We start from the raw sequence: 15292 nt of genomic DNA, 5'->3' as shown, positions 1-15292 counted from the left end.
GGGCGCTGCCGGAGCTGCCGGCGGTGGCCGCGGCCTTCGCCGCGGGGGCGATCACCGCCGAGGCGGTGGTGGTGATCGCCGCGGTGGCCACCCCGGGGAACCTGGCCGCCGCCGCGGCCCAGGACGTGGACCTCGCCGGGGTCGATGCCGCGCTGGCCGAGGTGGCCGCGAGCCGGCCGCACGCCGAGCTGCGGCAGGTCGTGGCCCACTACCTGGCCCGGCTGGATCCTGACGGGCTCGAACCCGATCCCACCGAGGGACGCTCCCTCACCTTCGTCAAGCACGCCGACGGGTCGGTCTCCTTCCGCGGCGAACTGGATGCCGTGGGCGGGGAGAAGGTGCAGGCCGCCGTGGAATCCATCGTGCAGGCCGACCGGCCCGCCGGGGACACCCGGACCCGCGCCCAGCAGCAGGGCGACGCCCTGGTCCAGCTCGCCGACAACGCCCTCGCCGCGGGCACCCTGCCGGTGCTGCGCACCCACAAACCCCAGGTGGTGGTCCGGGTCGACCTCGAGGACCTCATCGACCCGGCCACCGGCCCCGGCGCGGCCACCCTCGGCTTCGGGGCGACGATCTCCGCGGCCCGGGCCCGCTGGCTGGCCTGCGACGGCGGTATCACCCGCGTCGTGCTGGGCCCCGAAGGCCAGCCCCTCGACGTCGGCCGCGCCCACCGCGTCGTCCCCCGGCACCTGCGCCGCGCGGTGGAGGCCCGCGACGGGCACTGCGTCTTCACCGGCTGCCACGCCCCCACCCACTGGTGCGACGTCCACCACGTCGTGCACTGGGCCGACGGCGGGGACACCTCGCTGGAGAACTCAGCCCTGCTCTGCGAACGGCACCACACCAAGGTGCACCACGGCTTCCGCGTCGAACGACAACCCGACGGCCGATGGCGCACCTACCGGCCCGACGGCACCGAGATCCTGATCCTGCCCCGCATCACCGCAGAACCCGAACGATCACGGACGGGTTGACCGGTCAGACGCGGTCGGCGGTCACCCGCGGGTGCTCCGACCGGGGTCGCGGAACGCCTCCTGCCCGCGCCGGCTCGCCGTCGTCCGGCTGTCCGCCGGCCGCTGGCTGCGGCTCGGGCACGGCCGGGCGCCCGAAGTGCCAGCCCTGGCCGTAGTCGACCCCGAGCGACCGCAGCACGTCCGCCTCCGCCGCCGTCTCGACGCCCTCCGCCACGACGCCGGCCTGCATCCCGCGGGCGAAGTCGACCAGCGAGCGCACCAGCACGGTGCGCACCGGGTCGGCGTCCAGCCCGCTGACGATGCTGCGGTCGATCTTGATGACGTCGGGCGAGGTGACGACGATGTGCCGGAGCGAGGAGAACCCGGCGCCGACGTCGTCGATCGCCAGGCGCAGGCCGGCCGCCCGGAACGGGGCGAGCATCGCGGCGAGGGCGTCGTAGTCCTCGACCGGGTCGTGCTCGGAGAGCTCCAGCAGGATGCGGTCCAGGGGCAGCTCCCCGAGGAGCGCGGCGCACCCCGGCGTCAGGAGCGTGCCGGGGGAGACGTTCATCGCGACGTAGCCCTCGCTGCCGTGCAGGTGGTCGGCGGCGCGGCGCAGGGCGAGGAGCTCCAGCTCGTCACCCAGGCCGATGCTGTGCGCCTCCTCGAACACGACGTCGGGGGCCTTGTGCCACTCGCCGGGGAAACGGCTCAGGGCCTCCGCGCCCACCCGCGCCCCGATGGCGAGGTCGACGATCGGCTGCAGCGCGACGACCGGCCCACCCGCGGCCACCAGCGGGTGGAGCCGTCGCTCGATCTCCGTGCGCCGGTGCTCCTCCTTGACCTGCGGCTCGATGATCACCGAGGCGGCGGACGCGAGGACGTCCATGAGCGCCTTGTCGCGCTTGGTGAGGTCCTTGTCGGAGGTCAGCCCGGCAGCGCAGAAGGTGCCGTAGAGGGTGCCGTCGGACAGCGTCACCGGCACCGAGACGTAGCTGCGGATCCGTGGCATGCGCGCGGCCGGCAGCTTCATCGCCTCGGGGAAGTCCTTGAGGTCGGGGATCACCGCGGGGAGCCTGCGGTCCAGGATCGCCTGGCACAGCGTCGTCTCCTGCACCTGGGTGGCGCCCTCCTGGAACAGGAAGGGCACCGACGACTCGACCACCTCGAGGTGCTGGGTGGTGCCGTCCAGCCGTGACAGGAACGCCACGGAGAGCCGCAGCGACTTCTTCGCCGTCCGTAGCAGGTCGGCGATCTGCTGCTCGGTGTCCGTGCGGTTCTTGCCCACACCCCGTCGTCGGCCGGTGCGGCCGGCTGCTGGAGCGGGCGCCTCACCCGGAAGGGGGGGAGGCGCCCGCGGGGGAGGTCAGCCGAGGGAGGCGGTGAAGGTCACGCTGTCGGTGGAGACCGTGGTGCACTCCATCGACAGGGGTCCGGCTTCGACGGTCTGGCCCTCGGTGCAGGTGACCTCCCGGTCGCCCACGCTGAAGGTCGCCTCGCCGTCCTGGACCCCGCCGAAGGACACCGTGGTGCCGAGGACGTCGACCGACTCGGCGTCCGCGCCGAGGGTCACGGAGCACGAGGTCCCGGAGCAGTCGACGGCATTGCCCACGGCGCCCGCCGCCGAACTCGCCGACGAGGCGACGGCGCCGGTGTCCTCGAGGACGGACGTGCCGGTGTTCGGCTCGGTGCCCGAGCATGCGGCGAGGGGGAACAGCAGCACGGCACCCGCGGCGAGTGCCCCGCGGGAGAGCCTGCGCGTGTATGAGGTGGCCATGATCCGAGGCTAGGTCGGCCACTTCGGCGCCGCGCCCGCTCGGACCGATCGTCACGGGACTGTGATATGGGTCACCAAACCGACATCAAGGAGTCACGAGGACGCCGGATCCGCCGGCCTCGACGGTGACGCGGGCCTCGCCGGTCGCGACGCCGGTCAGCTCCTGCCCGAACGGCAGCGGGTCCATGGGGATGGTGACGGTGAACCGCTGCCGGAGCAGCGCCCTGCTCGCGTCGTCCAAGAACGTGGCGGTGTCGATCTGGGTGGGCTGCACGGCGAGGTCCCCGCCCTCCGGCTCGATCACCGCCCGCGCCGATGCGGAGAGCCGGCGCCCGAGCACCTCGACCGACCCGGTCAGCTGCAGCTCACCGTCGGGTGCGCCGTCGAGGCGCACGGGGCGGCCGGTGGCCTCCAGGTAGGTGTTGAGGTCCTCGTAGGTCAGCGTCGCCACCTCGCGGGTCCGCTCGAGGTAGACGGTGTCGATGTCCTGCGTGAGCAGGTCGTGGAACGGGACGTGGACGCCGGACAGCTCCGCCTGCACGCGCTCGATGCGCAGCGGGCCGGCGCGCAGGTCCTCGACGACGATCTCGACGCGCTCGTACCGCCCGGCGATCAACTGGGGCAGGAAGAAAGCGCCGTGCACCTCGACCTCCGGCCGCGCCAGGACGCCGGTGGTCAGCTGGACGTTGCGCGCCAGGAGCCCCTCCGCAGCCCAGCGGGCCAGCCGGTCGGCCCCCCACAGCACGAGGAGGACGCCGATGGCCACGCTCGCGGCCAGGAGGAGCGTCGACCGGCGCGGCCGCCGCACCGTCCACCTCTGCGTCGCGGTGCTCATCGCCCGGCGGTCTCCAGGGTCGGCTCGCCGACCCGCCGGCCGGTGGGGGAGCGGGCCGCGGACTCGGCGGTGTCGCGCAGCTCCTCGCGGGAGACCGCCTCGGTCCGGATGCGGCGGCTGGGCCAGCTGGACCACCGACCCAGGAGCGTGAGCAGCGCGGGGGTGAGCACCGGGCGGACGAGGAAGGTGTCGATCAGCAGGCCGACGCTCATCGTGAAGGCGACCTGCCGGAAGGTGTCGAGGGGGATGATCGCCACCATCGCGAACGTCGTCGCGAGGATCACGCCGGCGGCGCTGATCGCGCGCGCGGTGGCCGGCATGGCGAAGGCGATCGCCTTGCTCAGCGGCAACCGGTTCGCGGCCTCCCAGATGGAGCCCACCGCGAAGACGTTGTAGTCCGAGCCGAGCGCCAGCAGCAGGACCGCGGTGGCGAACGGCACGTAGAAGGTCAGCCCCGGGTCGTCGAGCCACCCCTGGAACACCAGCACGGTCAGGCCCATGGCCGCGGCGACGCTCAGGGCGCTGGTGAAGAGCAGGGCGATGGGGGCCACCAGCGCCCGCAGGTAGAAGACCAGCACGAGCAGTTCCACGGCCAGGGCCGCCAGCAGCGTGTACCGGAGGTTGTCCCGCGTGATCTGGGCCAGCTCGGCGGCGATCGCGGTCTGGCCGGTGACCAGCACGTCGGCGTCCCCGAGGCCGGCGTCGGCCAGCAGGGGCGCCAGCCGGTCCTCCAGCCGCCGCAGGTCGGCGATGGCACCGGCGGCCAGCGGGTCGCTGTCCAGGACGACGACGAATCGCGCGGCGTCGCCGTCCTGGGAGAACACGACCCCGTAGTTGTCCGGGAGCGGGTTCTGGGCCGGCCCGAGCACCGTGGCCACGCCCGGCTGGGCGGTGAGCGCGCGCTGCACCGATTCGAGCGCGGCGCGGTCCTCGGCGATCCCCGGACGCTCCAGGATGATCTCGGTGGGCGCCACGACGCCCCGGACGCCGGCCTCCTGGAGCACGGCGGCGCCGCGGCTGACGGGGTCGTCGCTGGGCAGCCCGCCGGTGAACGACAGGTCCAGGCGCAGCGAGGTCAGGGGGAGCGCGGCCACGACGAGGACGGCGGTCCCCAGCGCGGCGGCGACCGCCGCGCCGCGGCGGCTGACGACGATCCGGACCAGCGGGCCGGCACCCCGGGTGGAGGGCTCCCGACGGGGGCGCGCGGCGGCGGGCAGGAAGAGCCACCGCCCGAGGATCGCGAGCATCGCCGGCACGAGCGTGAGCGAGACGAGGACCCCGATGACCACGGTCAGCGACAGCGCGGGACCGAAGGCGCGGAAGAGCTCGTAGTCGGCGGCCAGCAGCGCGGCCGTCCCCGCCGCGACCGTGATGCCGGCGACGGCGATGATCGGGCCCTCGACGGCGACGGCGGCGCGGGCCGCCTCGAGGCGTGGCAGGCCCCGGTCGAGCTCGCGGCGCAGCCCGGAGAAGAACAGCACGCAGTAGTCGGTGATCACACCGATGAGCAGGGCCGCGATCAGCGGCTGGACCTGGTCGGGCAGGGAGAACCCGAACCCCGCCGCCAGCACCCCCAGGCTCCGGATGGCGACCAGGTAGCCGAGCCCGGCGGTGAAGAGCACCACGAAGGGGGCGACGAGCGACCGGAAGACCAGCCCCACGACGACGGCGATGAGGACGAGCGTGGCGACCTCGAACACGTGGATCCGGGACTGCAGGTAGGAGACCTGCTGGATCTGTGCCGGGACGACGCCGGTCACGTAGGTCTGCACGCCGGGCTGGTTCTCGAAGTGCGCGGCGTACTGGCGGGCGAGCGCGGCCGTCTGCGCCAGGGACGTGAACGGCGTGACGTAGAGGTAGGTGACGGCGGTGTCGGAGGTGCCGGTCGGGATGGGGACGGCGGCGGCGATGTTCCCGCGGCCCTCGGGCACGGTGCCGTCCAGGTAGTTCTGGGTGAACGACAGCGCCCACAGCGCCACGTCGGCGCGGGTCAGCACGCTGAGGCCGCCCGGGTCGTGCACCACGACCGAGGTGTCGGACAGCACGGGGAGCCGGAACAGCTGCAGGCTGCGCTCCTGCGCCTGGACGACGGGGCTGTCGGAGGGAACCAGCGAGCCGATGCCGCCGCCACCGCCGCTCGCCGTGGGCAGGGACATCGAGACCCACACGGTGATCAGGATCCAGGCCAGCACGACGAACCAGCGGGCCTTGACGACGGTGGCGCGGTAGGCGGCCGCGAGCAGGCGGAACGGTCCCGCCGCGCGCGGGGGCTGCCGACCGCCGGTCGTCATGCCGGCGGTGGGGGAGACGTCATCCGACCGTGCACCTGGCCTCCGCCCCTGGCCGATCCCCGGTTGGCACCGCAGGCGGAGGGTAACCGGGGGCGGACGCGCCTGCCCGGCGAGCGGAGGTTCGACCATGGCCGAGACCGGCACGAGGTCACCGGTGCCCCAGGAGGGGTGGCGGCGAGTGCTGCGGTGGTGGGGGCGGACAGGCGCCTTCCTGGGCGGTCTCGTCGTCGGAGTGGTCATCGCCGGTTTGCTGAGCCAGGGCAGCGTGCTCGTGGCGGCCCCGGTGCCGACGAACCCGGACGCCGCCCTGCCGGGCGCCGATCTCGGCGAGGAGAGCGGGGCGACGGGGCAGCTGACGGTGGACGACGACTGCCTGCAGGCGGTCAACGCCGCCGAGGACATCGCTCAGCTCGTCGACGAACTGGGCGAGGCGATCGCCGAGTTCAACGCTGCCCGGCTCGACGAGATCGTCCGCCGGCTGCAGCCCCTGCAGCGACAGCTGCAGAACAGCATCGACACCTGCGAGGTGGACGCCGGCGTCCCGGACGGCCCGTCCGCCGCCGTGCCGACGGGCGTGGCCCCGCCGACCGGCTCGGCCGCACCCGAGAACCCCGACACGACCGACTGACCGGCGCCGCCCGCGGCGGGGAGGGGGCCGGGTCCCGGGCGCCGTAGGCTGGTGCCCCGTGAGTCTCACCATCGGGATCGTCGGCCTGCCCAACGTCGGCAAGTCGACGCTCTTCAACGCCCTGACCAAGAACGACGTCCTCGCGGCGAACTACCCGTTCGCGACGATCGAGCCGAACGTCGGCGTGGTGGGGGTGCCCGACCCGCGGCTGGAGAAGCTCGCGGAGATCTTCGGCTCGCAGAAGATCATCCCGGCGACGGTCTCGTTCGTCGACATCGCCGGCATCGTGCGCGGCGCCAGCGAGGGCCAGGGGCTGGGCAACAAGTTCCTCGCCAACATCCGCGAGAGCGACGCGATCTGCCAGGTCATCCGCGTCTTCACCGACCCCGACGTCGTGCACGTCGAGGGCAAGGTCAGCCCGGCCGACGACATCGAGACGATCAACACCGAGCTCGTGCTGGCCGACATGCAGACGCTGGAGAAGGCGATCCCGCGGCTCGAGAAGGAGTCGCGCAAGGACAAGGACCGCAAGGCCCTGCACGACGCCGCCGTCGCCGCGCAGGAGGTGCTGGACAGCGGCAAGACGCTCTTCTCCGCCGGGGTCGACCCCGAGCCGCTGCGCGAGCTGACGCTGCTGACGACCAAGCCGTTCCTCTACGTCTTCAACGTCGACGCCGACGAGCTGGGCAACGCCGAGGTGCTCGACGAGCTGCGCGCGCTGGTCGCCCCGGCCGAGGCGATCTTCCTCGACGCGCAGACCGAGTCGGAGCTGATCGAGCTGCCCGCCGAGGAGGCGGCCGAGCTGCTGGAGTCGATCGGGCAGAACGAGCCCGGGCTCGACCAGCTCGCCAAGGTCGGGTTCCGCACCCTCGGGCTGCAGACGTACCTGACGGCCGGGCCGAAGGAGGCCCGTGCCTGGACGATCCCGGTCGGCGCCACCGCCCCCCAGGCCGCCGGCGTCATCCACACCGACTTCCAGCGCGGGTTCATCAAGGCCGAGATCGTCAGCTACGACCAGCTGGTCGAGGCGGGCTCCATGGCCGAGGCCAAGTCCAGGGGCTGGGTGCGCATGGAGGGCAAGGACTACGTCATGGCCGACGGCGACGTCGTGGAGTTCCGCTTCAACGTCTGATGGGACACGATGACCGCGGCTCAGTCGCTCGTCGACGCCGGCGGTCGGGGCCGAGGCGTGGAAGAGCCTCGGTCGCCCTCCACCGGCCTCCTCGTGTCCGAGGTCCAGCGGCATGCCCGGACCGGGCCGACCACGGTGTTCGTCCCGTCAGTCCTGCCCGGGAGGATCGGTGAGCCAGTCACCCCTGTAGACGGAGATCCTCCGAACACCCAGTTCCGTGCGCAGTTCCTGGTTCGTCTCCGTCCCGCACAGAGGAGCCCCTTCGTAGCTGAGATAGAACTCCTCGCGGTCGAAGGTCAGGAGTCGCGTGGGCTGGACGACGCCCTTGAACCGCGTGTCGGGTTGTAGCCGGAAAACGGTCACGTTCCCGAGGCATCCCGGCGCACTGTCCCGCTCGAGCGCCTCCTCGACCAAGCGCATCCGGTCCTCCCGCACGTATTCGGAGATCATCCACACGATGGCGAACGACTTGGAGGCCGGAGCTCGCCACGGTATGGAATAGGTCTGCGTCGTCTGTGCGTCCAGGTCAGCGTTTCGGCTGACCACCTGGGCGTAGGCGCAGTCCTCGTCAGCGCGTAGTTGCGCCATGGTGAGCTCGTGGAACTTCCTCCAGTCGTTCTCCGCGGAGAAGCAGAAGACCACTTGCGACGTGAACAGAGACGCTCGGACATCCCCACTGTTGTCGAGAGTGACCTCGACGGTTCCGAGACGCTCCTCGGGGTCGAGCCTCTGCACCACGACGCGGACTTCGGGCGTCACCGACGTGATCAGCTGAGAAGGCGTGTAGGAGGTCGCCTGCCAGAACTGGACAGCCGGCAGCAGAGCGGGCAGCAGAGCCAGTGGAGCCACGAGCGACAGACGCCATCGTCGGCCCTTGAGGGATCTGAACAGCAGGATCGACACGAGTGCTGCACCGCAGATGACCGATGCGACTGCGAGCGCGGTCGGCAGGGGCTCTCGAGGTGCGTCGATCGCCGCCAGCAGGGTCGGCAGCCCGACGATGGCGGACACGGCCCCGCCGACGACAGCCGCTGCACGCGCGCCCGGCAGCGGGAGTACCAGCAGCAGGAGGACTGTGGCCGGCAGCACCACCACGGTGCTCACCACGATCACGCGGTCCAGGAACAGAGCGGGCACGGTCAGTGCACTTCCCGCAGGAACGCGCACCAGGAGGATCGACAGCCACAGGACCGGCAACAGCAGCAGCATGCAGCCGAGACGCCCCCTCCATGTGCGGTGGTATTCGCGCCTGTAGGCCCTCCACCACGTGCCACCCCGCATGGCGCACGTTCTAGTACCGGCAGCGCCGGAGCGGCAAGCGGAGGTCGCCTGCTGTCTCCACGTCTCCTGTCCGAGGAAGGTCGGCCGGTGAGGGTGTCGATCCGGCCCGCCGATGACCCTCGTGCACGGTCATGGCCGACGGCGACGTGGTGGACTGCCGCTGCGACGTCCTACCTCGCACCCGGACGGCGGGGTCGGGCGGAACAGTCGCTACAGCACCGGCGTTCTGGTGACGATGTCTCCTCCGGCCGGCCATGCCGGGGCGGCAGCTGGAACCCACGACCGAGGAGACCTGATGGACTACCTGCGACAGCTGCAGGCGGAGCGGCCGCTGCTCTTCGGCATCCTGCTCCTGGTGGGATTCATCGTCGCCTTCCAGCTGGCGATCTTCGTGATCCAGCTGATCGTCGGGCCCTTCGGCCTGCCGGGCTGGGCGCCGCTCGTGATCCTGGTGGGTGGCCTCGTCCTCATCGCCCGGCGGCAGCAGCGCTAGGCGCTCAGCCGAGGAGCGCGTTGAGCCGGGCCGCCTGCCGCGTGAGGTGGTCGCGCTCCCGCAGGTCCGGGGCCGACCGGGCGGCCTCGGCGTAGAGCCGCGCCGCGGTGACGAGGTCGCCGTCCTTCTCGTGCAGGTACGCGGCGACGGCGGTGTAACGGGGGAGCGAGGGGTCGAGGTCGGCCAGCGCGGTCAGCCCGGCCCGCGCGCCGTCGGCCTCCCCGACCGCGACGGCCCGGTTGAGGCGGGCGATCGGGCTGCCGGTCAGCCGCACCAGCTCGTCGTACCACTCGACGATCTGCACCCAGTCGGTCTCCTCGGTGCTGCGCGCGTCGGCGTGCAGCGCCGCGATCGCGGCCTGCGCCTGGAACTCGCCTAGCCGGTCGCGTGCCAGCGCCGCCTGGAGCACGTCGACCCCCTCGGCGATCAGCCGGGTGTCCCAGGCGGCGCGGTCCTGCTCGGCCAGCGGCACGAGGCCGCCGTCGGGTCGGGTCCGTGCCGGGCGCCGCGCGTGGTGCAGCAGCATGAGGGCGAGCAACCCCGACACCTCCGGGTGCTCGCTGACGGCCGCCAGCTGCCGGGTGAGGCGGATCGCCTCCGCGGCGAGGTCGACGTCGCCCGAGTAGCCCTCGTTGAAGACCAGGTAGAGCACCCGGAGCACGGTGGCGATGTCGCCGGGGCGGTCGAAGCGGACCCCCGACACCGTCCGCTTGGCCCGGCTGATCCGCTGCGCCATGGTCGCCTCGGGCACGAGGTAGGCCTGGGCGATCTGCCGCGTGGTCAGCCCGCCGACGGCGCGCAGGGTCAGCGCGACCGCGGACGCCGGGGTCAGCGACGGGTGGGCGCACAGGAAGTAGAGCCGCAGCGAGTCGTCCCGGGCCTCCGCCGCGCCGGGCTCCGGCTCCGCGTCCACCCGCTCCTCGCGCCGCCGCCTGGCGGTCTCGGCCCGCGTGGCGTCGAGGAACTTGCGCCAGGCCACCGTGACCAGCCAGCCCTGCGGGTCGCGCGGCGGGTCGTCCGGCCACACCCGCACGGCCTCGACGAGGGCCTCCTGGACGGCGTCCTCGGCCGCCGCGAAGTCTGCTCCGCGGCGGCCGAGGGTCCCGATCACGGTGGGGACGATCGCCCGGAGGAGGGTCTCGTCCACCGGTGCGGTCACTCCGTGATGGTGGGCGGCGCCGTCAGGAACGGGCGCAGCTCCAGCCACTCGTGGATCGGCTCACCACCAGCGCCGGGGGCCGCGGACAGCTCGCCGGCCAGCTCCACCGCCCGTTCGTGGCTGTCGACGTCGATCACCATCCAGCCGGCGATCAGGTCCTTCGTCTCCGCGAACGGGCCGTCGGTGACCGGCGGCCGCCCCTCGCCGTCCGAGCGGACCCACGTGCCCTCGGGCGCGAGCGCCTGCCCGTCGACGAACTCGCCGGTGCCCTCCAGCCGCGTCGCGAAGTCCTGCATGTACTGCATGTGCGCCGAGATCTCCTCCGGCGTCCACTTCTCCATCGGGACGTCGTTCACCGCCGCCGGCGCGCCGCGGTAGTGCTTGAGCAGCAGGTACTTGGCCATGGTGTTCTCCCTGGTGAGGTACGGCCCATCGTGGCCGTTCGCACCCCTGGGACGGAACCGCCCGCGTCTTCTCGACACGGCTCCCGGGACCTGTGGAGAAAACTTCAGGACGTGGTCAGACCCGGCCGCGGAGGATCTGGTGCCAGTAGACCTGCGGCAGCCCGTAGCGGTCGAAGAGCCACTGCCAGCGGCGCGGCACGAACGGGTCGAGGAAGGGCACCGACGGCTGCGACCGGTTGTCGCGGTCGACCTCGTTGAGCATCAGCTTCCGGCGGCTCACGGTGATCGGCATGACCGTGTAGCCGTCGTACCGCTGCATCGGCTTGCCGTCCGCGACGGCCGACAGGTTGCTGCTCAGCACCTTCACCTGCTTGCGCAGCGCGCCCCCCGACGGGCGGGTGGCGAGGTCGGCGGCGTCGCCGAGACCCCAGATCGAGTCGTGGAAGCGGTGCCGCATCGTCTCCGGGTCGACGTCGACCAGGCCGGGGGAGGGGTCGACGGCGAGGCCGGCGTCGGCGATCCAGCGCGGTGCCCGGTAGTGCGGGACGGCGTGCGCGAAGGCGACGTCCTCCAGCACCCGCCGGCCGCCGGGGGAGGTGACCGTCACCGAGTGCAGGTCGCCGTCCACCCGCTCGATCCGGGACTCCCGCAGCACCTCCACGCCGTAGCCGGCGAACGCCTCCTCCAGGTGCCGGTCCGCCTCGGGGACACCCGTCCCGCTCGCCGCCGGCAGCACGAGGCGGACCTGCAGGTCGTCGAGCACCCCGGCGCGCCGCCAGTGGTCGCACGCCATCAGCAGCGGCTTGAGCGCGGTCGGCCCGCACGACGCCGGCTCCGGCGGCACGGTGAAGACCACCGACCCCGACCGCACCGACCGGATGCCCGGCCAGACCAGCGGCGTGCTGCCGGGCACGTAGGACGACGCGGCCCACCCCTCGCCGTACGCCTGCTGCAGACCCGGGGTCGCGTCCCAGTCCTCCACGAGGCCGGGGCAGAGCACGAGGGTCGAGCAGTGCAGGGTCCGCCCACCCCGGGTGCGCACCGACATGGCGGCGGGGTCCACGGCGTCGACGGCGTCGCGGATCCAGGTGCACCCGTCGGGCACGACGTCGGCCATCGGGCGCTCGAGGTCGGCCATCTCCGCCTCGCCGGCAGCGACGTAGTTCAGCAGGGGCTTGTAGCGGTGCACCGGGGACGGCGCCACCACGGTGACGTCCTCCACCCCGTCGCGGAGCAACCGCGCCGCCAGCGAGATGCCGGCGTTGCCGCCGCCCACGATGAGTACCTCGATGTGCTCCACGTCCGCTCCCGCCCTCACGCCGCGGACTCCCGGTCACCGCCGCAGCTCGGCCACGGGGGCGAGCCTGCCCACTTCGAGCGGGTTCCGCACCGCGGGCGCCCGGTCGATCGCCCGTCACAGAGGGGCGGCGAGGCTCGCACTGGTCGCGATCAGCGCGAAGCCGCCCCACCAGGCCGCGCGGATCCCGACCCGCCGGCTGCCACGGTGACGCCGTGGCGCTGAGCCACCGGGTGGGCGGGGTCAGCCCGGGCATCAGGCTGGAGGACGCCGCCCAGAACGCGAGCACGCGGCGGAGGTCGGGGAGCGGCGCGCGGCGCGGTGGCCTCAGGAGCGCGCCGGACCGCGGGCGGCCGCGGCGAGCCGCGTGGACCGGTGGGCCGCCGGTGCCCGGACAGCCGCCGGGGATGCCGGCGGGTCAGCCGGCGAGACGGGCGCACTCCTCGCAGCGGGCGCCCTCGTGCTGCGCCGGCCAGTCCTGCGCGGCGGTCGCGCGCACCAGTTGACCGCAGAGCGACGCCTCCAGCCCGTCGACCACGGGCTTGGCGACGGCGTGGACGACGTCGCCGGCACCCCCGCGACCGGCCGCGTCGACGTCACGCCCGATCCACCCGACCCGGATGCCGATCACGAAGAGGCTCGCCGTCATGGCGCCAGGGTGGGCACCGGAGATGTCCGGCGCGTGACGCCCTCCCGAACACCGGACGGCGACGCGGCGTCTCAGCCCTCCGCGGCCGGCCGGTAGACCACGTGCAGCACCCCGGTCGGCAGCGCCTCGGAGGACACCAGCTCCAGCGGCGTGCGGCCCAGCTCGTCGGTCCAGCGCCGCTCGCCCGAGACGACCACCGGGTCGACCAGCAGCACCAGCTCGTCGAGCAGGCCGGCGGCCAGCAGCGACCGCACGGTGGTGAGGCTCCCCGACATGCCGATGGTGCCGTCGGTGCGGTCCTTGAGCGCCCGCACGTCGTCCAGGCTCCGCAGCACCGTCGTCCCGGCCCAGTCGGAGCCCTCCAGCGTCGTCGACAGCACGTACTTCTGGACGGGGTTGATGAACTCGGCGAACTCGTCGCTGTCGTTGCCCGGCCAGTACTGCGCCCACTGGTCGTGCAGCACGCGGCCCATGAGGTAGGCCTCGCAGCGGGCCAGGTGCCGATCCATCGCCTGCCCCATCGCGTCGTCGAAGTAGGGGCCGTGCCACAGGTCGGGGCGCTCGGCCGAGCCGTCGACGGTGGTGAACAGAGCAGCGGCGATGCGTCCCACGGGGGTCTCCTTCGGTGATGCGGTCGACGAGAACCTAGACGGGGCAGGTCCGCCGATCTCATCGGCCGGCGTGCGCGTTCCCGGCTCCGACCGGCAGGCTGGCACCCGGTGGCCGGCCGGCGGCCACCGCTGCGCCGAGGAGGTACCACGTGCCCCGCCCCCCGTTCCCGCCGTTCACCCTGGAGACCGCCCGGCAGAAGGTCCGCGCCGCGGAGGACGCGTGGAACACCCGTGACCCCGAGCGGGTGGCGCAGGCCTACACCGAGGACACGGTGTGGCGGAACCGCGCCGAGTTCCTGCACGGTCGTGGCGAGGTCGTGCAGTTCCTGACCCGCAAGTGGCAGCGCGAGCTGGACTACGCGCTCCGCAAGGAGCTGTGGGCGTTCAGCGACGACCGCATCGCGGTGCGGTTCCAGTACGAGTGGCAGGACGCCGAGGGCGGCACCTGGCGCGCGTACGGCAACGAGAACTGGGAGTTCGCCGAGGACGGCCTCATGCGCCGGCGGGAGGCCAGCATCAACGACGTCCCCATCGCCCTCGAGGAGCGCTGGATCCTCGGACCGAGGGAGGACGGCGACACGAGCCCGCTGCCGCTGCGCTGAGGCCGGAGATCCCACCGGGGCGACCCTGAGCGCGGAACCAGGGGTGATTCCGGGTGTCACCGGATGTCCGCCGGGCGGCGCGGGCGGCACGCTCGTCGCATGACGAACTCAGCCCCCCTCCCTCCCCCCGCGGACACCCCCGGCACGGACCGGCAGCCGCCCCCGTCGCGGCCGGAGCTCCGGCGCAGCAGCACCGACAAGATGGCCGGTGGCGTGTGCGGCGGCCTGGCCGACTACACCGGTATCGACGCCGTCCTCTGGCGGGTGGGCTTCGTGGGCCTCACCGTCGCCGGGGGCGCCGGCATCCTGGTCTACCTGCTGCTGTGGGTACTCATGCCGTCGGGCCCGGCCCGCAGCGACGAGACCCCCAGCCCTCTGGAGCGACTGGTCCAGCGGCTGCACCACGCGCTCACCGGGCGGCGCGAGGAGTCCCCGCGCTGACGACGCGAGGGTCGGCGCCGGCCGCGACCGGCGCCGATCCGCCAGGATGGCGCCCACACCCCTCGAGCAGCGACGGAGCACCGAGTGACCGTTCCTTCCGGACACCAGCCCGCCCCCATGGTCGTCCCGCGGTTCTTCATCCGGCAGCGGGTCACGATGATGGTCAACCGCTACGAGGTCCGGGCGGCCGCGCCCGACGGCAGCGAAGGGCACCTCCTCGCGCTCGCCGAGCAGAAGCGGATGAAGCTCCGCGAGGAGGTCGTCTTCTTCGCCGACGAGTCCAGGAGCCGGCGGGTCTTCTCCTTCAAGGCCCGCCAGCGCCTCGACGTCGGCGCCGAGCACGACGTCGTCGACGAGTACGGCCAGCCCATCGGCTACTTCAGGAAGGACTTCGGGGCCAGCCTGCTGCGCTCGACCTGGCACCTCTCCGCGCCCGGTCTCGAGGCGGTCGGCCAGGAGCGCAACCAGTTCATCGCGGTGCTGCGCCGGGTGTGGAACTTCATCCCGTTCCTCAACAACATCCCCGTGCCCTTCCTCTTCCACTTCGACTTCACCGACAGCCGCACCGGTGCGGTCGTGCTGAGCAGCGAGAAGCGGATCGCGTTGCGCGACCACTACACGGTCACCGTCCCCGACCCCCGCGTGGACTTCCGGGTGGCGGCGGCGATGGCGGTGGCCCTGGACGCCTTGCAGAGCCGCTGACCGCAGCGGGCGGCGCAGCGGGGGAAGGTGTGGCGGG

The 15292-nt window shown here is 73.0% G+C and carries 17 protein-coding genes; 7 read left to right on the top strand and 10 right to left on the bottom strand.

Features of this window, described 5'->3' with window-relative positions:
* The coding region (locus ACI79P_RS09780) for a DUF222 domain-containing protein (protein ID WP_456580847.1) at positions 1–974 on the top strand (974 nt) is incomplete at its 5' end.
* A gap of 4 nt (positions 975–978) precedes the next feature.
* Here ACI79P_RS09780 and ACI79P_RS09775 read toward each other — a convergent pair.
* The 4 genes from ACI79P_RS09775 to ACI79P_RS09760 all read right to left on the bottom strand — a co-directional run bounded on the left by ACI79P_RS09775 (position 979) and on the right by ACI79P_RS09760 (position 5856).
* Positions 979–2241: a sensor domain-containing phosphodiesterase gene (locus tag ACI79P_RS09775; RefSeq protein ID WP_456580846.1), complete on the bottom strand. Its 1263-nt coding sequence runs from the start codon at positions 2239–2241 to the stop codon at positions 979–981.
* 78 nt (positions 2242–2319) lie between these two features.
* The gene (locus ACI79P_RS09770; RefSeq protein ID WP_456580845.1) at positions 2320–2730 is read right to left on the bottom strand and encodes a hypothetical protein; all 411 of its coding nucleotides are present in this window, start codon (positions 2728–2730) and stop codon (positions 2320–2322) included.
* A gap of 85 nt (positions 2731–2815) precedes the next feature.
* On the bottom strand, positions 2816–3565 hold the full coding sequence (locus ACI79P_RS09765; RefSeq protein WP_456580844.1) for an LmeA family phospholipid-binding protein: 750 nt from the start codon (positions 3563–3565) through the stop codon (positions 2816–2818).
* Entirely contained in the window at positions 3562–5856 is a 2295-nt protein-coding gene (locus tag ACI79P_RS09760; RefSeq protein ID WP_456580843.1) for an MMPL family transporter, read from the bottom strand. The genes ACI79P_RS09765 and ACI79P_RS09760 overlap by 4 nt, the downstream gene beginning before the upstream one ends.
* Before the next feature lie 127 nt (positions 5857–5983).
* Here ACI79P_RS09760 and ACI79P_RS09755 point away from each other — a divergent pair, with 127 nt between their 5' ends.
* The gene (locus tag ACI79P_RS09755) at positions 5984–6484 is read left to right on the top strand and encodes a hypothetical protein (protein ID WP_456580842.1); all 501 of its coding nucleotides are present in this window, start codon (positions 5984–5986) and stop codon (positions 6482–6484) included.
* Positions 6485–6542: 58 nt separating this feature from the next.
* On the top strand, positions 6543–7616 hold the full coding sequence (gene ychF, locus ACI79P_RS09750) for a redox-regulated ATPase YchF (RefSeq protein ID WP_456580841.1): 1074 nt from the start codon (positions 6543–6545) through the stop codon (positions 7614–7616).
* 147 nt (positions 7617–7763) lie between these two features.
* On the opposite strand, the gene ACI79P_RS09745 is transcribed toward ychF, so the two are convergent.
* Positions 7764–8825, bottom strand: a complete 1062-nt coding sequence (locus tag ACI79P_RS09745) for a hypothetical protein (RefSeq protein WP_456580840.1) — start codon at positions 8823–8825, stop codon at positions 7764–7766.
* 367 nt (positions 8826–9192) lie between these two features.
* On the opposite strand from ACI79P_RS09745, the gene ACI79P_RS09740 reads away from it, so the two are divergent.
* Positions 9193–9390, top strand: coding sequence for a hypothetical protein (locus tag ACI79P_RS09740; protein WP_456580839.1), 198 nt, complete (start codon positions 9193–9195; stop codon positions 9388–9390).
* Between the two features lie 4 nt (positions 9391–9394).
* Here the strand turns inward: ACI79P_RS09740 and ACI79P_RS09735 are convergent, their stop codons facing one another.
* The 5 genes from ACI79P_RS09735 to ACI79P_RS09715 form a co-directional block, all read right to left on the bottom strand.
* Positions 9395–10549, bottom strand: coding sequence for an RNA polymerase sigma factor (locus ACI79P_RS09735; protein WP_456580838.1), 1155 nt, complete (start codon positions 10547–10549; stop codon positions 9395–9397).
* Positions 10546–10953, bottom strand: coding sequence for a YciI family protein (locus ACI79P_RS09730; protein ID WP_456580837.1), 408 nt, complete (start codon positions 10951–10953; stop codon positions 10546–10548). Before ACI79P_RS09730 ends, ACI79P_RS09735 begins: the two co-directional genes overlap by 4 nt.
* Positions 10954–11068: 115 nt before the next feature.
* Positions 11069–12253, bottom strand: a complete 1185-nt coding sequence (locus tag ACI79P_RS09725; RefSeq protein ID WP_456580836.1) for an NAD(P)/FAD-dependent oxidoreductase — start codon at positions 12251–12253, stop codon at positions 11069–11071.
* Between the two features lie 415 nt (positions 12254–12668).
* The gene (locus ACI79P_RS09720; protein ID WP_456580835.1) at positions 12669–12899 is read right to left on the bottom strand and encodes a hypothetical protein; all 231 of its coding nucleotides are present in this window, start codon (positions 12897–12899) and stop codon (positions 12669–12671) included.
* A gap of 71 nt (positions 12900–12970) precedes the next feature.
* Positions 12971–13510, bottom strand: coding sequence for a dihydrofolate reductase family protein (locus ACI79P_RS09715; RefSeq protein ID WP_456580834.1), 540 nt, complete (start codon positions 13508–13510; stop codon positions 12971–12973).
* Between the two features lie 149 nt (positions 13511–13659).
* Here ACI79P_RS09715 and ACI79P_RS09710 point away from each other — a divergent pair, with 149 nt between their 5' ends.
* The 3 genes from ACI79P_RS09710 (at position 13660) to ACI79P_RS09700 (ending at position 15255) form a co-directional block, all read left to right on the top strand.
* The gene (locus tag ACI79P_RS09710) at positions 13660–14112 is read left to right on the top strand and encodes a nuclear transport factor 2 family protein (RefSeq protein WP_456580833.1); all 453 of its coding nucleotides are present in this window, start codon (positions 13660–13662) and stop codon (positions 14110–14112) included.
* 99 nt (positions 14113–14211) lie between these two features.
* The gene (locus ACI79P_RS09705; protein ID WP_456580832.1) at positions 14212–14553 is read left to right on the top strand and encodes a PspC domain-containing protein; all 342 of its coding nucleotides are present in this window, start codon (positions 14212–14214) and stop codon (positions 14551–14553) included.
* 84 nt (positions 14554–14637) lie between these two features.
* The gene (locus tag ACI79P_RS09700; RefSeq protein WP_456580831.1) at positions 14638–15255 is read left to right on the top strand and encodes a hypothetical protein; all 618 of its coding nucleotides are present in this window, start codon (positions 14638–14640) and stop codon (positions 15253–15255) included.
* Positions 15256–15292 lie beyond the last annotated feature (37 nt).

This window comes from Blastococcus sp. SYSU DS0510 (assembly GCF_054050835.1).
This window is presented reverse-complemented; position numbering and strand designations above follow the sequence as displayed.